This is a genomic window from Paenibacillus sp. (assembly GCF_035645195.1).
Classification (GTDB): domain Bacteria; phylum Bacillota; class Bacilli; order Paenibacillales; family YIM-B00363; genus Paenibacillus_AE.
Genome location: NZ_DASQNA010000008.1, coordinates 140,335 through 163,417, shown reverse-complemented (window position 1 = coordinate 163,417; position 23,083 = coordinate 140,335). Strand labels below are relative to the sequence as shown.

At 54.0% G+C, this 23,083-nt stretch carries 20 protein-coding genes; all 20 read right to left on the bottom strand.

The features are described 5' to 3' along the window. Positions 1-11: 11 nt before the first annotated feature. Positions 12-950: an amidohydrolase family protein gene (locus VE009_RS03880; protein WP_325006082.1), complete on the bottom strand. Its 939-nt coding sequence runs from the start codon at positions 948-950 to the stop codon at positions 12-14. Between the two features lie 21 nt (positions 951-971). Beyond that, positions 972-1,169 (bottom strand): 4-oxalocrotonate tautomerase, encoded by a 198-nt coding sequence (locus tag VE009_RS03875; protein WP_325006081.1) that lies wholly within the window; start codon positions 1,167-1,169, stop codon positions 972-974. A 16-nt stretch (positions 1,170-1,185) separates the two neighbouring features. After that, positions 1,186-1,971, bottom strand: coding sequence for a 2-keto-4-pentenoate hydratase (locus VE009_RS03870; RefSeq protein WP_325006080.1), 786 nt, complete (start codon positions 1,969-1,971; stop codon positions 1,186-1,188). Continuing rightward, entirely contained in the window at positions 1,964-2,989 is a 1,026-nt protein-coding gene (gene dmpG, locus VE009_RS03865; RefSeq protein WP_325006079.1) for a 4-hydroxy-2-oxovalerate aldolase, read from the bottom strand. Before dmpG ends, VE009_RS03870 begins: the two co-directional genes overlap by 8 nt. Before the next feature lie 16 nt (positions 2,990-3,005). Further along, positions 3,006-3,890 carry an acetaldehyde dehydrogenase (acetylating) gene (locus VE009_RS03860; RefSeq protein WP_325006078.1) on the bottom strand — a complete coding sequence of 295 codons (885 nt, stop codon included), beginning with the start codon at positions 3,888-3,890 and terminating at the stop codon, positions 3,006-3,008. 16 nt (positions 3,891-3,906) lie between these two features. Beyond that, entirely contained in the window at positions 3,907-4,689 is a 783-nt protein-coding gene (locus VE009_RS03855) for a 2-keto-4-pentenoate hydratase (RefSeq protein WP_325006077.1), read from the bottom strand. Between the two features lie 21 nt (positions 4,690-4,710). Next, complete coding sequence (locus VE009_RS03850; RefSeq protein ID WP_325006076.1) at positions 4,711-6,171, bottom strand: aldehyde dehydrogenase; 1,461 nt, start codon at positions 6,169-6,171, stop codon at positions 4,711-4,713. Positions 6,172-6,196: 25 nt separating this feature from the next. Then, positions 6,197-6,997: an extradiol ring-cleavage dioxygenase gene (locus VE009_RS03845; RefSeq protein WP_325006075.1), complete on the bottom strand. Its 801-nt coding sequence runs from the start codon at positions 6,995-6,997 to the stop codon at positions 6,197-6,199. A 51-nt stretch (positions 6,998-7,048) separates the two neighbouring features. Further along, a complete protein-coding gene (locus VE009_RS03840; protein ID WP_325006074.1) occupies positions 7,049-8,431 on the bottom strand; it encodes an MFS transporter in 1,383 nt (460 codons plus the stop codon). Then, entirely contained in the window at positions 8,428-10,677 is a 2,250-nt protein-coding gene (locus VE009_RS03835) for an arylsulfatase (protein ID WP_325006073.1), read from the bottom strand. Before VE009_RS03835 ends, VE009_RS03840 begins: the two co-directional genes overlap by 4 nt. Before the next feature lie 28 nt (positions 10,678-10,705). Beyond that, entirely contained in the window at positions 10,706-11,896 is a 1,191-nt protein-coding gene (locus tag VE009_RS03830; RefSeq protein WP_325006072.1) for an acetyl-CoA C-acetyltransferase, read from the bottom strand. Positions 11,897-11,915: 19 nt separating this feature from the next. Beyond that, entirely contained in the window at positions 11,916-12,683 is a 768-nt protein-coding gene (locus VE009_RS03825) for a cyclase family protein (protein ID WP_325006071.1), read from the bottom strand. Between the two features lie 26 nt (positions 12,684-12,709). Further along, a complete protein-coding gene (locus VE009_RS03820) occupies positions 12,710-13,618 on the bottom strand; it encodes a fumarylacetoacetate hydrolase family protein (RefSeq protein WP_325006070.1) in 909 nt (302 codons plus the stop codon). Further along, the gene (locus VE009_RS03815; protein WP_325006069.1) at positions 13,615-14,256 is read right to left on the bottom strand and encodes a 3-oxoacid CoA-transferase subunit B; all 642 of its coding nucleotides are present in this window, start codon (positions 14,254-14,256) and stop codon (positions 13,615-13,617) included. The genes VE009_RS03820 and VE009_RS03815 overlap by 4 nt, the downstream gene beginning before the upstream one ends. Before the next feature lie 24 nt (positions 14,257-14,280). Then, positions 14,281-14,988: a CoA transferase subunit A gene (locus VE009_RS03810; protein ID WP_325006068.1), complete on the bottom strand. Its 708-nt coding sequence runs from the start codon at positions 14,986-14,988 to the stop codon at positions 14,281-14,283. A 14-nt stretch (positions 14,989-15,002) separates the two neighbouring features. Beyond that, positions 15,003-16,115: an alpha/beta hydrolase family protein gene (locus VE009_RS03805; protein ID WP_325006067.1), complete on the bottom strand. Its 1,113-nt coding sequence runs from the start codon at positions 16,113-16,115 to the stop codon at positions 15,003-15,005. A 24-nt stretch (positions 16,116-16,139) separates the two neighbouring features. Continuing rightward, entirely contained in the window at positions 16,140-17,084 is a 945-nt protein-coding gene (locus VE009_RS03800; protein WP_325006066.1) for a VOC family protein, read from the bottom strand. 23 nt (positions 17,085-17,107) lie between these two features. Further along, complete coding sequence (gene uidA / locus VE009_RS03795) at positions 17,108-18,907, bottom strand: beta-glucuronidase (RefSeq protein WP_325006065.1); 1,800 nt, start codon at positions 18,905-18,907, stop codon at positions 17,108-17,110. A 205-nt stretch (positions 18,908-19,112) separates the two neighbouring features. Beyond that, complete coding sequence (locus VE009_RS03790) at positions 19,113-20,708, bottom strand: sulfatase-like hydrolase/transferase (RefSeq protein ID WP_325006064.1); 1,596 nt, start codon at positions 20,706-20,708, stop codon at positions 19,113-19,115. A gap of 22 nt (positions 20,709-20,730) precedes the next feature. After that, a complete protein-coding gene (locus VE009_RS03785; RefSeq protein ID WP_325006063.1) occupies positions 20,731-22,956 on the bottom strand; it encodes an arylsulfatase in 2,226 nt (741 codons plus the stop codon). Positions 22,957-23,083: the final 127 nt, after the last annotated feature.

The following is a 23,083-nucleotide window of genomic DNA, read 5'->3' as shown; positions in this document are numbered from 1 at the left end:
CGTCTCCCCCTCTATACTTCCATCAGGGCGTGGTATCCACTGCTTGGAACCGCCGCGGGCGGCCGCTGACAAAGATCGAAGGGCGCGTCCGTTCCTTGAACGATCCGATCCTCCCCCGCGATATCGATCAAATACTGCAGCGCCGCGTCGTTCCACAGCACCGTGTCATACCAGAACCGCCGTGCCGCCTCGGTTGGCGACTCCGGCAAACCGGCGGATACCGCGCCCCACGTCTCGTACCCTTTTTCCAACCGGCCCAGTTGGTAGGGGAAATAGCCCCCGCCATGCGCCAGCAATAGCTTGACTTTCGGATAACGGAACACCAGTCCGCTCAGAAGGAGCTCGGTCGCGCACACCGTCGTTTCCCAAGGCACGCCGATCAAGTTCGGCATCATATGCTTCTTGAGTCTTGAATCCGTGCACAACAAGGGGTGGATAAAAACAATCGCCTCCCTCGTGTTCGCCACCTCCCAGAACGGCGTGAACGCTTCTTCGCCGAGCGTCCGCCCTCCCCAAGAGGAGGCGACGATCGCTCCGCGCAGACCGAGGTCCATCGCCCGTTCCAACTCCCGTGCCGCCCGGTCCGGGTCGTTCATCGGGACGGTGGCCAGCGCGGACACTTCGTCCCGATGCGCCGCCGACCAATCCGCCAGGCCGTCGTTATATATCCGCGCCGCCTCTTCCGTCACGTCTGGCGCCATCTCATATAGAAACAACTGCGGGATCGGCGACACCAGCGAGTGTGCAATGCCCGCTTTGCGCTGACCGGTCAAATACAGATCCGAATCGGTAAAAGCTTCTTTCAATTCGAACTCCCAATTCCCGTTAATAGTTAAAAAAGGAGCCTTCCCCAGTGACTTTCTCACCCAAGCGGCGTTCACCACCGAGCGATTCTCGTACAACCACTGCGACATAAGAGGCGGAATAAAATGCGTATGAACGTCGTACAAATTGGCTTCCTCCTCGACGCATTACTTACGGTCGGCCATCTCGGAAACCGGCACGCCGCCGATACCCCAGTGCGTTTTCGGCACCTCCGTAACCAACACGCGTATCGTTTCCCGCTTCGCGCCGAGCTCTTCCGACACGGTATCCGTTACTTTGGCGATTAACGAAGAAATTTTCTCCTTCGGGCGTCCTTCGAGCAATTGAATATGAATAATCGGCATCGCTGCGCCTCCTCGGTTACGCTCTAACGGTGAATCCCACACTACCCATACCGTCGAACGCTGCAGTCACGCTGTCCCCCGGGTGCAGTTTCACAGCCCCCGTCACACCGCCTGTGAGAATCGTTTGCCCCGCCTTCAGTTTCAGTCCCTTGCGCGCCAGCATGTTGGCCAGCATCGCGACCGAATGCGCCGGATGGCCGACGACGGCGGCGCCGGCCCCCAGCTCCTTCAACTCTCCGTTGATCCGAAGCGTTACGCCGACGAGTTCCAAGTCGAAATCCTCCGGACGATACAGTGTGCTTCCGAACACGACACCGGAAGAGGAAGCGTTATCCGCGATGACGTCAGGCAGCGTGAACTGGAAGTTCTCGTACCGGCTATCGATGATTTCAAGCGCTGGCAGCACATAAGCGGTCGAAGCCAGCACCTGTGCGCCCGTAACGCCCGGCCCCTCGATATCTTCGCCCAGGACGAAGGCGATCTCCGCCTCTACCTTCGGGTGAATGTAGTCGGCTAGGCTGATGGCGCCTCTTGGAACGACCATATCGTCGAAAATGTAGCCGTAAATGGGTTCACTTACGTTCATCTGCTTCATCTTCGCTTGGCTTGTCAATCCCATCTTGGGACCAACGATGCGTAATTCATCTCGTTCTAACTTCAAGAGGATTAGTTGTTCCTGAATCGCATAGGCGTCCTCGACAGACAGTTTCGGATGCTCGATCGTAAGTTTTGGGACCGCGCGCTCAGTTTTCTCGGCCCCATATAAATGCTCCGCCAACGCTTCAGCTAGTTTCTTATCCATGCGCCACCTTCTCCTTCGCCAGTGCAGCTGCCACGTCCACGATCATATCCTCTTGCCCGCCGACGACCTTTTGACGCCCCAGCTCTACCAGAATGTCACGGGAATCGATCCCGAACCGCTGCGCGGCGCGCCTTGCATGCAGCAAAAAGCTGGAATATACGCCCGCATAGCCTAAGACGAGATTGTCCCGCGTAATTTCTTGAGGCGTCTGGAGCAGCGGTGCGATGATGTCTTCCGCCGTATCCATGATCTTATATAAATCAATGCCTGTCGCAATGCCTAGATGCTCCAAGACTGCGACAAGCACCTCGGTTTGCGTATTGCCAGCTCCGGCGCCTAAGCACCGGATGCTTCCGTCAATGCGCTCCGCGCCTTCTTCGATCGCAGCCAATGTATTCGCCATAGCCAACGACAAGTTGTTATGCCCGTGGAAACCGACATTGCACTGCAGACTTTGGCGCAGCGCGCGTACGCGCTCCTTCACCTGATGCGGCAGCAGCGCCCCGGCCGAATCGACCATATACACCGTGTCGGCGCCGTAGCTTTCCATCAGCTTCGCCTGCTCGACCAGCTTGTCGACCGGCGCCATGTGCGACATCATGAGAAAGCCTACCGTCTCGAGGCCGAACTCCTTCGCCCTCGCAAGATGCTGCGCCGAAACGTCCGCTTCCGTCACATGCGTGGCAATGCGGGCCATCTTGGCGCCGAGCCGGACCGCTTCCTTAAGCTCTGTCACCGTCCCGATCCCCGGCAGCACGAGGACGGCGATTTTGGAATCGCCGCACACGGAAGCCGCCGCCTCGATCAATTCCATTTCGTCCGTCCGCGATAAGCCGTACTGCAGCGAAGATCCGCCAAGCCCGTCGCCGTGCGCTACCTCGATATAAGGGACGCCGGCTTCGCCAAGCGCGCGGGCCACGTTCGTTACCTGCTCAATCGTGTATTGATGTGCGATAGCGTGACTGCCGTCGCGCAACGCGACTTCGGTGATTAGCACTTTACGTTCTGGTTGTGTCATCGATTCGTCCCCCTCTTCATACGATCGCCTTGGCAAGGCGGTGACGGGCAATTTCCTCGGCAACCTTCACGGCTGCGGCGGTCATAATATCGAGGTTGCCGGAATACTTCGGCAAGTAATCTCCCGCTCCTTCGACCTCGAGGAACACCGTCACCTTGATGCCGTCGAAGATCGGTTCGGTCCGAAGCCGGTAGCCAGGCACGTACGATTGTATCGAAGCGACCGTTTCCTCGATCGAACGTCGAATCGCGTCTTCGTCCATCCGCTCAGGGTCAACCAAGGCATAGACAGTATCGCGCATAAGGATCGGCGGCTCCGCCGGGTTCAAGATAATGATCGCCTTCCCGCGCTTCGCGCCGCCGATCGCTTCAATCCCCCTTGCCGTAGTGACGGTAAACTCGTCGATATTCGCCCGCGTGCCAGGTCCAGCGCTGCGGCTCGAAATCGTTGCGACAATCTCCGCGTACTCCACCGGACATACTCGATTCACCGCATGCACGATCGGAATCGTCGCTTGCCCCCCGCAAGTGACGAGATTGACGTTCTCGGCGTCCAGATGCGCCGATAAATTGACGGTCGGTACGACGAGAGCCCCAAGGGCGGCCGGCGTTAGGTCGAGCGCCAGCTTGCCCGCCTCGCGAAGCGCCTTCGCGTGACGCACATGAGCCTTAGCCGAAGTCGCGTCAAAAACGACATCCGCCAGATCCGGCTGCTGCAGGAAGCCTTCCAGCCCGTTGTCTATGATCGTATAGCCCAGTTTTTTAGCTCGTTCCAGCCCTTCGGAGGCCGGATCGATCCCGATCATGGTTGTCATCTCGAGCGCTTCCGAACGCCGAAGCTTATACATTAAATCCGTTCCGATATTGCCAGAGCCAAGCACCGCTGCCTTCATTTTCGCCATCGTGGTTCCCCCTTCCTTATCCCTCGAAGCGAACGCTGACTTCGCCCAAGTGCGCGAGTCTCGCTCGGAACGTATCGCCCGGCTCCGCGTTAACGGCGGCGGAGAGAGCGCCGGAGAGGATCACTTCGCCGGCCTTCAGCGTAATTCCGAATTCGAACAGCTTATTCGCAAGCCACGCCACGCAAGCCGCCGGATCGCCGAGCGCCGCGGCGCCGACGCCGGTGTTCATCAGTTCGCCGTTCTTATACAGCGCCATGCCGACCAGCGGCAGGTCCAGCGCGTCCGGCCTTACCGGCTTCCCGCCTAACACGAACAATCCGGAGGAGGCGTTGTCGGCTACCGTATCCTGCAACTTGATTTTCCAATCCGCTACCCGGCTGTCGACGATCTCGAGCGCGGGAAGCACATAATCGGTCGCGAGTAGTACTTCCAGCGCCGTTACGCGCGGCCCGATCAAATCCCGCTTCAGGACGAAGGCAATTTCCGCCTCCACCTTCGGTTGCAGCACGCGGGAGAACGAGATCGCGCCGCCGTTCTCCACGACCATGTCGTCTAACAAATGGCCGTAATCCGGCTGATCCACCTTCAAGAGCTGCTGCATCGCCAAGGAAGTCAAACCGATCTTCTTGCCGACCACCTTCGCGCCCGCCGCCGTCTTTTTCCTGATCGTCGCCAGCTGGACTTGATACGCTTCCTCGATGGTCAGTTCCGGATCCAGCGCGGTAAGCGGCTGGACGCCTTTCCCCTCCGCCACCGCGCGCTCCAAATGCTCCGCATATTGAACCGTCTTGTTCGTCAACGCTTCTCGCCGACCTTTCGCTTAAAGTTTGATGCAAATATTGGTTAATTCGCTGTAGAACTCAAAGCTGTGGACGCCGCCTTCGCGTCCGATGCCGCTTTGCTTCATGCCGCCGAACGGCGTGCGCAGGTCGCGCAAGAACCACGTGTTCACCCACACGATGCCTGCTTCGATTCGTCCCGCAACCCGGTGCGCGCGGCGCAGGTCGTTCGTCCACACCGAAGCGCTGAGTCCATAGTGGGTGTCGTTCACTTGCTCCAGCACTTCCTCTTCCGAGTCGAACGGAATGACGGTCACGACAGGCCCGAAGATTTCTTCTTTAACGACCCGGCAATTCCGGTTTAGGCCAACGATGATCGTCGGCTCCAGATAATAGCCCCGCTCAAGCCCCTCAGGCCGCTTGCCGCCTGTCAGGATCGTGCCGCCTTCCTCTTGGGCCAATTTGATGTAGCCGCTCACGCGCTCGTAATGCTCTTCGCTGATGAGCGCGCCGACCTTCGTCTTCGCATCGAACGGATCGCCGACCTTAAGCTCTTTCGTCCTCGCGACGAACTTCGCCAGGAACTCGTCGTAAGCGGAGCTTTCCACGTAAATCCTTGAGCCGCAAAGACAAACTTCTCCTTGGTTAATGAAGCTCGACTTCAACGTCGTCTCGATCACTTCGTCCAGGTTGGAATCCGCGAAGATGACGTTCGGATTTTTGCCGCCAAGCTCGTAGGACAGACGCTTCAGCGTTCCAGCAGCGGACGCCATAATGATTTTGCCGGTCGTCGTCTCCCCCGTGAAGCTGATCGCGTTCACGTCCGGATGTTCGACCAGCGCCGACCCGGCGGAATTCGGTCCGAAGCCGTGCACGACGTTAACCACGCCGTCGGGTACGCCGGCATCCCGACAAATTTCCGCAAGCACCGTAGCCGTCATCGGCGTCAACTCAGCCGGCTTCATAACAACGGTGTTTCCGGCCGCGAGCGCCGGAGCCAGCTTCCAAGTGAGGAGCAGCAAGGGCAGGTTCCATGGGTTGATAAGCCCGACGACCCCGACGGGGCGACGAATCGCGTAGTTGAGCGCGACGTCGTCCATCTGCGTCGTCTCGGCGGTCATCGTGCGGATATAATCCGAGAAAAAGTGAAAGTTGTACGCCGCACGCGGAATATCGATGGTCCCTGACAGCCAAGAAGGCTTACCGGTATCCAGCGATTCTAACCTAGCCAATTCTTCCTTGCGCTCAAGGATCAGGTCTCCGACCTTGCGCAGCACGGCGATGCGTTCATTCGCCGTCATCGTTTTCCAAGGTCCGTTGAGCGCTCGCTTCGCCGCCTTGACGGCAAGGTCAATTTCCGCCGCGCCCCCCTCTGCCACCGTTCCGATCACGTCCTCCGTCGCCGGGTTGACGTTATCGAACGTTCGGCCGTTCGCGGACGGCACGAACGCGCCGTCAATGAAATGTAAGCAATCCATAACTTTCGTCGTGATTGTCCTCATGGGTTCTTTCCCCTCTTTGAATTCGTTAGGATGCGAATGAGATAATGGCATTACCGCTGCCCGACGATTGTCCATAGCCCCAATACTCCGCTTTGCGCCCGTCGCCCAGCACGCCGAGCAAGGCAGCGAGATGACGCCCGCCGGATTCGACACCTGCGAGCTTGGAATATTGCTCCAGCGTATCGCGAGCGGTCGCGTAATCGCCCGTTAAGAGATACTCTACGAATTGATCGTCCAGCGCTTTCTCCATCAGCGACGGCCGATGATGCCGCCCGCGAACCAAGCGATGCGAGAGCGCCCCGCTGCTCACGAAGACGGCTCTCTTATCGCTGTTCTCCAGCACTCCACGAATCGTCTGCCCCCAGCGGAACGTCTCCTCAAGGCTTGCCGCCAAGCACACGGATAGATTCACGACTGCGATGTCCTGCTGCGGCGCCAAGTACCGCAGCGGTACGACGGTGCCGTAGTCCCAGATATACGTGGGATCGTTCACGCCGATAATCGGGAGATTCGCGCTGAGCCCAGCCGCTACAAGCTCGTCGGCTAATCCTTGATCCCCTGGATAATCATACGGAACGTCCGAAATGAGGTCCGGGCACTCCATCGCCGTCAGAACGCCGCTATGCCGCGGCGTTGCGTCGACGTAATGATGAAACGTCGTCGGAAAGTGGCATGAAATCAAGACAATCGCGTCGGCTTTCGCTTTTTCGATACGCTCCCTCATGATATGAAGTCCTTTAACCAGCTCCTTTTGAAATTCGGGAGCGCGTTCCTCGTAGCAGAGACTCGGAACGTGCGCGGCCAACAATGCCAATTCTATCGACATCGAACGTCACCACCTCATCTTGTTTCTTCTCACATATCGGCTAAACCTTGTTCATGTTCTCCGCGGCAATGCAATGACCATAATCAGAGCAATGCAAGCTAGCGGGACCATGCCGAGGAACACGACCTTCAAGCCCTCCGCGTAGGTCGCGTGCATATTCAGTATCAAGCCGAACACGGCGATTCCGATGCATTGCCCCATGTTCCGCATGAAGTTATTGGCGGCTATTGCCGTTCCCCTTTGCGCGAAGTCGACCGACGATTGGATCAGCAAAGTAAGAAGCGGCGTAACTAGACCGATCCCCAATCCAAACAAACTGATGTCGACTAAATACAGCCACATCGGCGTAGAATTCTGAACGCAAGCCAAACCGATGCTGCCTGCTACAATGAGCAAAGCTCCTGTCAACGTCATTGACTTCGCATTCACTTTCCCCACTAAGTTCCCCGCCGCGAGGGATGCCAGCGGCCATGCGATCGAGAGCGGAAACAGCATCAAGCCTGCAAACGTCGCGCCTTTCGACAAAACCTCTTGAAACCACAGAGGAAGATGGAATTGATAAACGACTTTAATGACGTTCAAGATAAAACCTGTAAGATTAACGAACAAGATCAAGCGAATCGAAAACAACCGGGTCGGAAGCAAGGGAAAAGCACTCTTGCGTTGACGGACGAAAAATAGGGATAGCAATACGGCAGACAGAGCAAAAAGGCCAATAAGAGCGGGCTCGTTCCATTCGTAACCTTCACCCAACAATGAAATGCCGAGCAAAAAAGCCGCCATGCCGAGCGCGAACATCAAGATGGCGACAACGTTTACATGCTTCGTCGCTAGCCCCGCTTTTTCGCGATAATCCTGGTAGAAAATCAGCATGCTAACGAAGCCGAAAGGAAGACAAAAGAAGAAAATCCATCGCCAAGATGCATAATCTATCAGGATCCCTCCCGAAAAGGGAGCTACTATACCCGAAATCCCCCAAATCGTCGTAAGCCACCCAAGCAGCTTGGCCCTTTCCTCGTAAGCATATAAATCGCCGATTATAGTATAAGTCAACGGAATTAATGCACCGGCTCCCGCCCCTTGAATTGCCCGAAACCCTATGAATTGCAGCATGCTCGTACTGATTCCCGAAAGCGCGGAACCTAGCATAAACAATCCCGCGCCTGATAAAAATGCCGCTTTTCGACCATAGAAATCTGCGATAAAACCGAAGATCGGGGCTCCAATCACCATAAACAAGAAGTAGATGGATACACTCCAACTCATCAGATGATCCATGCCGAGATCTTTGGCGATGGACGGCAAGGCGAGACTCACGATGACTCCCTCGATGGAGGCGAGAAACATTGCGATAAATAAAGCGGCCGTTACGTTTTTTCGATTCGTGCTGAATTCAGCAATTCCCTTATCCCGCCGTTTCTTGGAAGCTCTCATTCCGCGGCGAGTTCCATCTTCAGCATGCTTTTGGCATCCTGCTCCGGGGCACCCAGCGTATAGATTACTTTCTTTAGCTCCCCCTGGAATCGGAAAGGAATCTCATAGGACGGAATTACCGGAGATACTTCATTTTTTCCGATGTTAAATAACCCGAACATACCCGGTACGAACGAACCTTGCAGTCTGCCGGATCCGATCGGACGATATCCGCAATACAGGTTGCCGACGCCTTCTAATTCGCCGGTCTTGACGAACTCCAAGCGCAACGTCACTTTCCCCGCCGGCAGCGGTTCATCAGAAGTAATATATTCGTAATTTTTGGAGCCTTTGTTCACTGCGAATACGAGTCGATTATCTTTAATGTAGAAGGCATACCCTCCGGAACGGTTGCCGACAGCGACGAGTACGCCCTCCTCGGAACCGTCCGTTCGGACCGCCTCCGCCTCTATGGCGAAATGCTTATTGTGCACATTCGGCGTTTTCGGGATCGGCAACCCCGATTCGGAGCGATAAAAGATTCGTTTCACGGGGGCTGCGGATTGCGATTTGGCAGAAAGCTCGGCTATCACCGCGCCCATCGACCGCTTCTCTAACGGGAGAAACCCGTATCTTTCCGCTTCCGTCCACCATAGGTCGATCAATTGCTGAAGCTTTTCCGGTTGCTCCTCCGCCAAATCGTTCAATTCCGAAAAATCCCGTTCGGCGTGGTACAGTTCCCATCGATCCTCCTCGAAATTACGACCTGGTTGATGCAATGAGACTGCTTTCCACCCGTCGTGATAAATCGCTCGATTACCCTGCATTTCGTAGATTTGCGTTCGTCTTCGAGATGCGCCTTCCGCCTGCTCGAACGTGTATGCCATGCTGACGCCGTGAATAGGTTGTTGGGGGACGCCTTGGTAGACTTCCGGGGCGCGGAGCCCTGTCAACTCCAGGATGGTCGGCATAACATCGATGACGTGATGGTACTGGTTACGAATACCGCCCGAATCTCGTATTTTCTTAGGGTAATGAATAATCAGCGGGGCGCGCACCCCGCCCGCATGAACGAAGGATTTATACCAACGTAAAGGGGTGTTGCCCGCGTGGGCCCATCCTTTTGGGTAATGGTTATTCGCAAGCGGCGTCCCGATCTCGTCGATTCGCTCAAGCTTCTCTTCGAACGATTCCGCCCCCGACCAATCGGCCCGCAATTGAAATGTTCCATGATCCCCGCCACCGGAACATGCGCCGTTGTCGGATAACAGAATGAATACGGTGTTGTCCATCTGTCCAATGTCGGTCAGGTAACGAATAAGCCGCCCGATATGATAATCCGTATGTTCCAGAAAACCGGCGAACGCTTCTTGGAACCGTGCGCAGAGGCGCTGCTCGTCAGAGGTCAGTTCATCCCATGCACGCACGTCGGGGCTGCGCGGCGGCAGCGCCGCATCTTGCGGAATGATGCCGAGCGCCTTTTGGTTCTCGAACCACTCCTCGCGCGTCTTGTCCCAGCCCTTATCGTATTTTCCTCGATATTTCTCAATAAACTCCCTTGGCGCATGATGGGGAGCATGGGGCGCTCCGTACGCAAGATAGCAGAAGAACGGTTTCTCGGGAGCTGCCGTCTTTTGTTCGCGGATGTACTCTATCGCTTTGTCAGTCAAATCCTCCGTGATATGATATCCGTCTTCCGCTCGAGTCGGCTTCGAAATACGCCGGTTCCCCTCGACTAAGTCCGGATTCCACTGGCTGGTTGCCCCGCCAAGAAAACCATAGTAGTGCTCGAATCCTCTTCCGAGCGGCCAGTTGTCGAATGGTCCTGCGAACGAATGCTCCACCGAGGTATTCAGATGCCACTTCCCCACCGCGAATGTGTTATACCCGTTCTCTAACAGCATCTCGCTGATTAGCGCCGCATCTTTAGCGATCCGACCGCGAGCGTTCGGAAAGCCGGCATCGGCGGAAAGAACGCTGCGCATGCCGACGGAGTGCGGATGGCGCCCGGTTAATAGCGCCGCGCGCGAGGGCGTGCACAATGCCGTCGTATGAAAATTGTTATAACGAAGTCCGTTCCGCGCCAACGCGTCAATGTTCGGTGTCGCGATGTCCGATCCGTAGCAACCCAGTTGTGCGAACCCTAAGTCGTCGAGCAGTACGATGACGACATTCGGTTTTCCGGAGACATCAGGCTTCTCGGACCACCAAGGAATCGATGTTTCCACCGTTCTTTCGATGCGGCCTTGGAATGCTTCTTTTCCCACATCGCCATTCTCATCCCCCCTCAACGATTCATGGCTGCGGCTCCCTCTCGAATGCCATTGCCATTCCTTGTCCTCCGCCGATACATAACCCGGCTATGCCTCTCTTTAAATCGCGTTTGTTCATTTCGTGCAACAATGTCGTGACGATTCGCGCGCCGCTGGCGCCGATCGGATGCCCTAAGGCGATCGCGCCGCCGTTGACGTTCACCCGCTCCATCGGCAGTCCGAGCTCGACCGCCACGCCAAGCGCCTGGGCTGCGAATGCCTCATTCATCTCGAATAAATCGATGTCTTGCATCGTCCATCCCGCTTTTTGCAACGTAGCCTGAACAGCCGGTACCGGCCCCAAGCCCATCAGCCTTGGATCGCACCCTGCGGATGCATAACTAGTTATAACGGCCATGGGCTTCAGTCCCAATCGTTTGGCTCGTTCGCCGGACATGATTAGAACAGCCGATGCTCCGTCATTCAAGGTAGAAGCATTTCCCGCCGTCACCACGCCGCCGCTTTGGAATGCCGGCCGCAAAGCGGAAAGCTTCTCCATCGTCGTATCGCCCTTCACGCCTTCATCCCGATCGAACGTAAGCGGTTCTCGCTTTCTACGGGGAACAAGGTAGGGAACGATTTCCTCTTGAAACCTTCCTTCTTCTTGAGCGGACTGTGCGCGCGCCTGGGATCTTGCCGCGAATTCATCCAGCTCCGTTCGGGAAAATCGAAACTTTTCCGCAATATTCTCCGCTGTGATCCCCATATGTATGTCATAGAATGCATCCCATAATCCATCCGAAATGAGGCTGTCCACGAGCTCCCCATGGCCCAGCCGGTACCCCTTCCGCGTTTGCATGAGCAGGTGAGGCGCCTGGCTCATATTCTCCATTCCTCCTGCCACGACGATTTCCGACTCCCCGGCAGCGACCGAAAGGACGGCCAGCGCAATGGCTTTCAGCCCTGAGCCGCACACCTTGTTCACCGTGTAGGAAGGAACCGACTCGGGCAAGCCGCCGCGAATCGCCGCCTGTCTGGCAGGGTTTTGACCTAATCCGGCTTGCAGCACATTCCCCATGATTACTTCGGAAACTTCTATCGGATCGATTCCGCTGCGTCTGACGGCTTCGCGAACCACATGCGCGCCGAGTTCTACGGCGGGAACGTCGGCCAAGCTGCCGCCGAACGAACCGATCGCGGTCCGAACGGCCTCGACGATTACGACTTTCCGCATTTGCTTTCTCCTTCCCCCGTCAATCCATGATGGCAACGGCGCGGGCCCAACCTGCACTTGCCCGGTGAATTTTCACCGGAAATACGGACACTTTGAAACCGGTCGGCGGCAATCGATCTAGATTCGCCAGCTTTTCGATTTGGCAGTATTCCTTCTCCTTGCCGGCAAAATGGGCCGCCCACAGGACGCCGTCTCTCGGGTTTCGTTTATAATCTTCCGCTTGGTATTTCAATGGAATATCCCACCCCCATGCATCGATGCCCATGACTTTAATCCCTTGATCGATCAGCCAGAGCGTTGCCTCCGCTGATACGCCGGGGTGGGACTGAGCGTAATCCGGGTCGTAAAGTTTCTTGTCGCAGTCCGTTCGAATCATGACGATATCGTAAGGCCGGAGCACATACCCGATCGAGGCGAGTTTTTCCTTCACATCCTTAGACGAAATTTCATAACCCGGCGGTTTGTCCGTAAAATCAAGGACGACCCCGTCGCTGTAAAACCAGTCAAGCGGCAGTTCATCGATCGTGCGAGCCGGTTTTCCTTCCGTCGTGGGCCAATAATGCCAAGGAGCATCCACATGGGTCCCTGCGTGCGTGGTCAGCTCTAAAAACTCGCCGGCAAGACCTTTTCCCTCGGGAAACGCTTCCTGTTCAACGCCAAACAGCTTAGCTCCTATGACGACCCCTTCTTCATGGCTTTCGTATCGGATAGAGAAAGGAAGCGGGTCTTGTACGTCTCTTCCGATTGCAACACTTAAATCAATCAATCTCGGACTTGTTCGCGTCACATTTGCTTCCTCCCATTTGTACCGATTTAGATGACACGATTCCGTAAGGAGCCCAGTCCGGTAATCGTCAGTTCGACCTCGTCGCCCGGCTCCAGCCAACGATGCGTCTCGGGTCCAAGCTCCAACAGACATCCGAAGCCGACGGTGCCCGAACCGATCACATCCCCCGGGTAGAGCGTAGTGTCTTCCGAGGCGCGTTCGATCATTTGGGCGAATGTGTAATGAACAGTTTTAAAGTTGCCTTGCGAAAGCAGCTTTCCGTTCACGAAGGCCTTCATCTCGAGGTCATAGCGGTCATTCACCCGATACGGCTCCAATTCGTCCTTTGTAACCAAGTAAGGGCCGGTGGCCGTTGCGAAATCTTTCCCTTTCGCGGGACCAAGATTTACTTTCATTTCTTGTGCTTGAAGGTCGCGAGCCGTCCAATCGTTGAATATCATGTATCCCGCAATATAATCATCCGCATCGGAAGCCTTGATATTCCGCCCTTCTTTGCCAATGACGCAGGCCAACTCCAGTTCATAATCCAATTTGGCGCATTTTCTTGGACGCTGAACCGGTTGATCCGGTCCGACGATAGCGTGGTGGTTGGTGAAGTAAAACACCGGAATTTCATACCATTCTTGCGGCATCGGTTGATTCGTGCGGCGCGTCGCATTTTGAATATGGGTCTCGAAAGAAACGAAGTCTCTCACGCTAGGGGGTTTGGGGATAGGGGCAAGCAGTGTGACTTCCGGCAACGAGTGCGTTGGCTGAATGTTTTCCCGGTGCAAACTTCGGATGAGATCCATCCCGGCCTCAAACCCATTCAGCAGATCCAGCAATCGTACCGGCAGTTTTCCGCCGCTCGCCTTGTTCATATCGACGACGCCGTTTCCATGAATCCACCCGGAGCGCTCCTCTCCGGCCGGATTTCGAAAAGTAACGAGTTTCATTCCAGGCCCTCCTTCATTGTAAAGGCAGCCTCGGTCTTCGCTTGAATTTCCTCCAAGGTAGCGCCTTCCATGATTTCGACTAACACCATGCCTGTTTCTGTAAAATCGAAAACGGCCAATTCGGTAATCAAGCGGTTCACGACCCGCTCTCCGGTTAGCGGCAGCGTACATGTCTTCTTGATCTTGGATTCTCCATTTTTGTTGACGTGCTCCATGACGACAATGACCTTCTTCGCGCCATGCACCAAGTCCATCGCGCCTCCCATCCCCTTAACCATCTTGCCGGGGATGATCCAGTTCGCCAAATCTCCGTTCTCGGACACTTCCATTCCGCCTAAAATGGCAAGATCGATGTGACCGCCGCGGATCATTGCGAACGATTCGGCGCTATCGAAAAACACGGCTCCTTTAACGGCCGTAACGGTTTCTTTCCCCGCATTGATCAGGTCGGGATCCAACTGCTCTTCAAAAGGGTAAGGGCCGATTCCCAACAACCCATTCTCGGACTGCAGCATCACCTGATAGTGTTCTGGAATCTCATTTGCGACCAGCGTCGGCATCCCGATTCCTAAATTGATGTACATCCCGTCGTGAATTTCTCGAACCGCCCGCTTTACGATTTTCGTGCGAGCATCCATGATCATCCCGTCCCGTCTCGTAAATTATCCGGTCGCGTTGCGCACGGTTCTCCGCTCGATTCGCTTTTCGTAGTCAGAGCCTAAGATCACCCTTTGTACATAAATGCCAGGGGTGTGAATCTCATCGGGGTCCAATTCGCCCGGTTGGACGATTTCTTCTACCTCGGCGATCGTGATTGCACCGGCCATGGCAGCCAGCGGATTAAAATTTCTGGCCGTTTTCCGGTATACGAGGTTGCCCGACGTGTCTGCCTTCCAGGCCTTGACCAGAGCGTAATCCCCGGTAATCCCGCGCTCCATCATGTAGGTTTTTCCGTCGAAAACCCGCTGTTCTTTGCCCTCGGCGACCAACGTGCCTACGCCGGTTTGCGTAAAGAAGGCCGGTATTCCGGCCCCTCCCGCCCTGATCCGTTCGGCTAGCGTCCCTTGCGGAACTAGCTCCACCTCGAGCTCCCCGCTTAAAAACTGCGATTCAAAAATTTTATTCTCGCCGACATACGAAGAAATCATCTTCTTAATTTGGCGGTTCGCCAAAAGCAACCCCAGTCCCCAATCGTCGACGCCGCAATTGTTGCTTACAACGGTTAGATCTTTCGTTCCTTGATTCCGTAAAGCCGCAATACTCTTCTCGGGGATTCCGCATAACCCGAACCCGCCGACAATCAATGTGGAGCCGTCCCGAATGTCGGATATGGCTTCCGAGAAAGATTGCAAGACTTTATTCGTTGCCATCTTGCTCCTCCGTTCTACAAGGACTGCTGAAGTTGCTTCTGAAGCCAATCGTACATGGGATACGTCTTGGTTACGTTATCGACTTGACAATGCGACGAGCCGGAGCTGCTTACCGGCACTACGACCAATGTCCGCGGGCAAACGAGGTCGTTATAGACTCTGTAGGCGTGGTCTACCGGAACTTGGCGGTCATCTTCGCCGTGCACGATATAAGTTGGAACCTTAATGTTCTCAGCCACTCCTTGCAAGGTGAAGGTTTTGAATTTCTCCCTTGCCTCCGCCATGCTATCGACCCCTGCGATGTGTTGAGCGATCTTTGACAACGGATGATCGTCCGGTCTTCTCGCCCACACATCATAGTAGCTATACACCGCGCTCCAGATGGCGCAAGCCTTGAACCGAGGCTCGAATGCAGCACAGCGGGCAGCCATGTATCCGCCCATGGATACGGCCATGACGGCGACGCGCTCCGCATCGATCGGTAGTTGCTCGATCGCGAAATCAAGCGCAGCGGTCCCTGCGACGTTATAATCGTATCTCGTATGGATGTGGTTAAGTCTCAGTGCGCCGCCTTGGCCAGGCCCGTCGACGGCAAGCAGTGAGATCCCCCGCTCGTTCAGCAACTGAGCCGGCCCGAAATACAGTTCTTCGGCTGTCGAATCCAATCCGCCGAACATAATGACAAGTGGTCCGTTCTCCTGATTCGGCGCTTGGAAGAAATATCCCGGCAGGAAGGAGTCCTCATAAGGGATCTCCACCTGTTTAGGCGGGTTATCCAGCATGGCGGCTCCCATGCGGAACGCATGAATTCCTGCTTTATACGTAGGCAGCTTTCTCGGATCATCCGGCGTCAGGAAAAACTCCGCCGACCGAAAATAGTTAGCTGCCCTGAGAAACGCGGCTCTTGCCGTAATGGTGTGTCCTTCGTCCAGCGCCTTGTTGGCTTCGCTCAACACGCGGTGCCCGAGACCAGCCCAAGCCCGGTGAAAGCTTTCGTAGTCTCCCGGTTTGATTTGGCCCGCCGCTTCAAGGATTTCATTGAATTCTCCGCCGCCAAACAAGCTCTGACTCGCCATCCGAACAACTTGGTATGAGAACATATAATGGTCGGGATAAAAATGCCACAAAACGTTCGTACCCCCTTGCGAGATTTATTTAATGATTTTCCCGTCCTTCTCCCATGGCATGACGTTCCCCCATGCATCGTTAGGGTTCTCGGATAGGCGCCACATGTACGGTCCGAAATCGGGAGCGAAAATCAAGTGCGCCCCGGAGTAAAGCTCAAAGCGGTTACCGCCCGGTTCGTTCACGTAAAAGAAGAAGCCTTCTGCGATCTTGTGGCGTGTAGGGGCTCCCATTTCCAAGGTGTAGCCGCTCTCAATGATGTGATCGGCAGCGATTAATACCTCTTCGCGACTTTCGACCGCGTAACACACATGGTTGAGCAGACCGCGCTTTCCGCTCTGTTCACCCAATAATGCGATATCGTGGGACAAGTTCGTCACTGAGAACCATGCTCCGATTTCTTTATTGATCGGTTCATCCAATAAAATTCCTTCCCGGTGATAAAAGCCAAGTCCTTGGTAAAACTCGCGGCATTTCGTTACATCGGTGCTGTGCAACGTGACATGATCCAACCGACGCGGCGCGATGCCACGACCCGGATTCCGTTGGGGGCGGTTGCGCCACACGCTCTTGAGCTCATCAGGCGCTTGATACAAGTCGACGTCCCAGAAAATCTCTTCCAAATGTCCGTCCGGAGACTCGAATTGGTACGCTTTCCCGTGACCGAGATCGCCTTCGATCCACCCTCTGCCTAGCCCCGTGCTTTCGATATATTTCGCAGCCTCTTCCAGCGCCTCCGCGCTGTCCGCTCTCCAGCTGATATGTCCTAGACCGTTCGTCGTGTGATCCGTAATTTTCAAGCTGTGATGGTGGAACTCGCCCCATGCGCGGAAGTACACGGACTTCCCGTCGCGACCGGACTCTTCTAACCCGATCACATCCTTGAAAAACGCAACGGTGTCATCGACCTTCGGGCTGTACAACTCAACGTGGCCCAACTGAGAAATAAAATGCGGATTTTTTGGCATCATAGCCGCCTCCTGATTTAAGAATCTTATGGTTTATAATAAAAGTCGGGGATGGAGAGCCATCGTTTGCGCAATTCATGCGCTGCGAATTTGGGCTTTCGTTCTCTCGTGAATATCCCCTTCTTGTTCCCCTGTACCCGCATAATGCCTTGACTCGTGTTAAAATCCGCAAAGTTCCAAACCTGTTCCCCGACGAAATATTCGAATTCGTCGAAAACCTCATGGTTGTGCTTCAGAAAGTCCGCTTGAAACTCTTCCGTGAACATGACCGGATCGACGTCATGGAGTCCGGCGATCGCGTCCGCCCCATACTCCGTCATAAGGATCGGTTTGCCCGGACATCTTTTGCCCCAGCCCAGAAATTCCTCGCGCAACTTCGCTTTCGCCAGCTCCCAATCCCCGCTTTGCGTGTACCAGCCAAAATAACGATTTAAGGCAAGGACATCGACGATTTCAGCCACTTTGTCCTTTTCATGATTGGCTCCTTTATGAATGACGATGGTCACTGGTCTTTTCTGCGGATCCAGTTCCCTAGCCAATTCCACGAGCGGAGCGAAATAAGCTTCCGCCCCTTCCTCTTCGGAAGCGGGTTCGTTGGCGATCGACCACATCACGACGCAAGGATGATTTTTATCCCGCTCGATAAGCTCCCGGATAACAGCCTTATGGTTCTCGAACGTCTGCAGTTCCTGCCAGGTCTTTCTGGTGGCTTGCCCTCCCAGAACGGCAGCCATAAAATTCAGGTGCAATCCGACGGCTGGCGTCTCGTCAATCACAACCATCCCTTCGCGGTCGGCTAACCGCATTAACTCCTCAGAGTAAGGGTAATGAGCGGTTCTAAACGAGTTGGCGCCGATCCATCGCATTAAGCCGAAATCCATCACATTCGAAGCCTCGTCGAAGCCTCTCCCCCGAATCGGAACATCCTCATGCTTGCCGAAGCCCTTAAAATAGAACGGCTTGTTATTGATGAGAAATTTGCCGTCCTTGACTTCGACCGACCTCACGCCGAACGGCTGATCGTACACATCTATTACCCTGCCGTTTTCGAGGAGCTCGACCCGCAGCGTGTAAAGGTATGCGTTCAGCGGTTCCCAGAGACGTACACGGTCAATCGATATTTCCGATTCGGTCCCAACTGCGTGACCCGCCACCTTCCCCGTTTGATCGATTACGGTCGCTTTCACCTGGGAATTCCCTGCGGTCTCCACTCGATATTGAACAAAGCCCTTATTATTCTCGAAAGAAGTGACGACCGCGATATCCTTGATGTACGTAGCAGGCGTCGTATAAATTTTCACCGGACGATGAAGACCGGCATAATTGAAAAAATCAAAATTGGCTTGGTTTCGGATAATTCTTCCTACCCCTGGAACATCTGTCTCCGAGTATTTGCCGACGGGAACCGTTGTCCCGTCGACGATATTGTTGACCGCGACGGTTAAACGGTTCTTCCCCGATTTCAAGTAAGAATGTATTTCGGCTTCGAATGGGGTAAAACCGCCGACGTGCTCCACCACAACATTGCCGTTGACATAAACAATGGCCTTATGAGTAGCCGAACCGAAGCGCAGGACGATCCGTTCGGAAAGCATCATATTCGGAACGACGAATTCTCTTTCATACCAAACCCAACCGACGTGATTGCGGATTTCGGCATAAACGCCGATGTCGTTGTACGAAGCAGGCACTGGCATTGGGATTGCATTCTGTAAAGGTGCAAGAAACCAGTTTTCCTGAAACCCCTTTCCGGAATCAACCCGGAAATTCCAAATGCCGTTCAGGTCGATAACTCCCCGCGTTTCCGTCACAATCGGATACAACATGCATCTAACCCCCTTCTCTTTGAAATGGTCCAGCTTGTGTGATCTGTTTTCATTGTAAAGAAGAGCCCCGACCCCATCTAACAATCAGACGACCATTCTGTGGCACTTCTACGACCTTCGGATCCAATAACGTAATACCGTGAAAAAATAAGAACCTCGATCTGATCATCGAGGTTCTTTCCTACGCTTTGCTTTTGATTGCGATCTACCTTGATTTTCGCTGCGACAACCACTCCATGAGGGGGTAGTACCCCATTCCGCCATGTATTTTTTCCTTCACTTCATCCTCAAGCTCTTTTGGACAATATACTTTTATACGGTTCCACGTCATTGCGTAACTATCCCGCCGATCCGGCGTGAAGGGAACGATGTCGCATGTTGTCTGATACCATTCCAGCATGGCCTGCTTCATCTCCATGATTTCGTTGCGATACTCCGGATTGTCGATCTCATTGTTTTTCTCCTGAGGATCTTTTTTCAAATCATAAAATTCATCCATCTCGTACTTGCGGAGGATATATTTGAACTTATCCGAACGGATCATGGTGGCCTTCGTATGCGCCACATCATCCTGCTGCACTTTCATGCGCGGGTAATAAATGCTGAACGGATGCGGTGCGCGGCCGCGAGACTCGCTGCAATGCGCTTCCTCAGCCAAACGACCGCCTTCGCAATACACAAATTCGCGAATTTCTCTGCTTCTATTCTCTAAAATTGGCACAAGGCTCTTGCCGAAGTGGGAGTGAGTGGGCGTTACGCCGCACATATCCATAGTCGTCGCGTAGAAGTCAACGAGCTCCACGAGACTGTCGCTGACGCCTGCGTCCAATGGATATCCCTTCGGCGGTTTAATTAATAACGGTACGTTTACTAGACAGTCTTCAAACGTGTTTTGCGCCTTTTCCACCAGATTGTAGTCGCCGGTGTAGTCCCCATGGTCGCTGAATATAAAAATAGCGGTATTATCATAAATCCCTTTCTCTTTCAACGCCTCGCAAATGCTCTGAACGTACTCGTCTACTTTCATGCACATGCCTAGGTAACAGGCGCGCAATTCATCCCAATCCTTCTCATCCAACAAATCAGTATTCATTTCCTTAATCAGTTCCTTAAGGGCTTTCGGCTTTTTAGCCAATTCCTCCTCGCTTAACTGAATTCTTTCGGGCAACTTCTGCCGGTTGATGGCATGGAAATAAGGGGCTTCGATTTTATAAGGCGGATGGGGCTTTTCCAACCCTAAAAATAAGCAAAACGGTTCATCTTGACTGTAGTTTTGCAAGAACTCAATGGATTTGTTTACAGCTTCGTCATCGAAAGTATGATTCCGTCCCTGTTCATCCACTTGCAATTCTCCAACGTAAAAAGAATAGAAATGCTTGCTGCCGGGAGCGCCTCTCACATTTTCCTTCGGCCCCGGCGGCGGAGCAATATTCCCGCCGTAGAAAATCTCCGTCGCATGCTGCTCAAATAACGTCTCTTCTTGCGCCGCCAAAAAATCGTTCCTGGCATTCATCCATACATAATAACCAGCATCTTTCAATTCCTTGAACAACGAAGTTTCATGCGAATGCAGCATGTGCAGCATCGTTCGATGCCCATTCACATGCGGATATAAACCAGTAAGAAAACTGCATCGGCTCGGTACGCATACCGGGTTCTGGCAGAAAGCATTTCGGAAAGAAACCGCATCGGTTCGTGCAAGCCGATCTAAAAAAGGCGTCCGAGACGCGCGATTTCCCAAGTGCCCTAATGCATCTGCCCGCATCTGGTCCGGGTTGATAATGACAATGTTAGGTCTCATTCCCATTCACCTTGCTTCCCTTTTATATGCTCTCAGGAACAGGAACGAAATACTCGACTTTTATTAATTCGCCCGAAAAACGAAACGGGGTCTGATAATCGGGCACGACTGGAGTGATCGCATTTTGCCCGATTCCAAAATATCCTCCCAACATTCCCGTCTGAGCCAAACCTGTCAGTTGTCCGGTACCGATCTCCTCATCATTTACATACAAACGACCCACGCCTTCGTGATCCCCGGTTTTTTCGAACTTGAATCGGAAAACGGCGGAGCCTGTCGGCAGTTCATCGCTAGACACGATTCTTTGATGCTCTACCCCATTCCTGTTGTTCGCGAATACGAGTCGGTTATGTTTCACATAAAATGAGTATCCGCCTGCGCTTCCCCCAGCGGCGACGATAACGCCGTCCATCAACCGGTCGGAACGGTGTACTTCCGCTCGAATTTCGAACGGCTTGTTCCGCAATTCGGGCGCCTTCTTCGGCGGCAATCCGTACTCGGACCTATAAAAACTTCTTCGTATCGGAGTTTGATGTGCGGTATTGGATTGGGCCAATGACGCTCTCATCGGGCGATTTTCCAACGGCAGGAAACCGTATCTCTCCGCTTCCGACCACCATAGCTCTATGAGTTGCTGAAGTTTTTGCGGTTCGGCCGTCGCCAAATCGTCCAGTTCGTTAAAATCGTTATTCAGGTTATATAATTCCCAACGATCCTGATCGAAGCTTTGACCCGGCTTGTGCTTCGACACAGCCTTCCAACCTTCGTGGAAAATCGCTCTGTTTCCGTTCATTTCGTAGATTTGCGTTTTCTTCGGAGAACGAGCTTCCGGTTGATCTAACGTATACGCCATGCTAACGCCGTGAAGAGGCATTTGGGGAACTCCTTTGTATACATCCGGCGCCGTAGTACCCGTCAACTCAAGAATGGTCGGAACGATATCGATAACGTGATGGTACTGATTTCGAATGCTGCCGCCATCCTTTATTTTCGCCGGATAATGAATAATCAGCGGATCCTTGACGCCGCCGGCATGCACATCCGATTTGTACCATCGAAGCGGGGTGTTTCCTACATGCGCCCACCCCTTGGGGTAGTGGTTGTTGGCTTGGGGCGTGCCAATTTCGTCGTACCTGCGGAGCTTAGATTCGAAGGTCTCGGCATTGGGGCCCCCGAACTCGGCCCACTGATTCAGATTTCCGTGGTCCCCGCCCATATGGCATGCGCCGTTATCGGATAACAGCATTATGATCGTGTTATCGTACTGGCCGATCTCTTGCAAGTATCGAATCAAGCGTCCGATATGGTAGTCCGTATGTTCCAAAAATCCTGCGAAGGCTTCCTGCAAACGCGCGTATAATCTTTTTTCGTCGGCGTTCAACTCATCCCAAGCCCTCACATCCGGGTTACGCGGCGGCAGCTGGGTATCCTTCGGGATTATCCCCAGTTCCTTTTGACGTTCGAACCATTCCTCCCGCGTGCGGTCCCATCCCTTATCGTACTTGCCCTTATATTTGTCGATAAACTCCTTCGGCGCATGATGCGGCGCGTGAGGAGCCCCTAAGGCCACATAACAGAAAAAGGGTCTGTCAGGTGCCGCTGTCCGCTGCTCCCGAATATATTCGATCGCTTTATCCGTCAAATCTTCCGTCAGATGATATCCTTCTTCGGCCCGCTTCGGCTGCGGAATGCGCCGGTTGCCATCAACGAGTTCAGGATTCCAGTGGCTGGTCGCTCCGCCTAAAAATCCATAATAATGCTCGAACCCGCGACCGAGGGGCCAGCTGTCGAAGGGACCTGCGAACGATTGTTCAGCGTTTGTAACCAAATGCCATTTCCCAACGCCAAATGTGTTGTAGCCATGTTCTAGCAACATTTCGCTGAGTAACGCAGCCTCCTTGCTCACTCTCCCGCGCGCGTTCGGGAACCCGGCATCCGAGCCAAGGACGGTGCGCAAGCCAACCGAATGAGGGTTCCGGCCTGTGAGTAAAGCGGCTCTCGACGGGGCGCAAAGCGCAGTGGTGTGAAAATTGTTATATCTTAAGCCCCCTTGCGCAAGCGCATCGATATTCGGGGTACTAATGTCGGAACCGTAGCATCCCAATTGTGAGAAACCCAGATCATCGAGCAGAACCAAAACGATGTTTGGTTTACTATCCATATCTTTTTTCTTCGGCCACCATGGAATCGACTCCTCCACAGTTCTCCCGATTCTCCCCTCGAATTGCTCCCTCTCCCAAATTGCCATAGATTGTTCCCTCCATAGAATAAAATCCCTTATTTGGCTGAATGCCACTCACTTATCCCTAATGTAAAAGAAACCCGCAACTACAACTGCCAATCAGACGACCAATACTTGACACTTATACGACCTT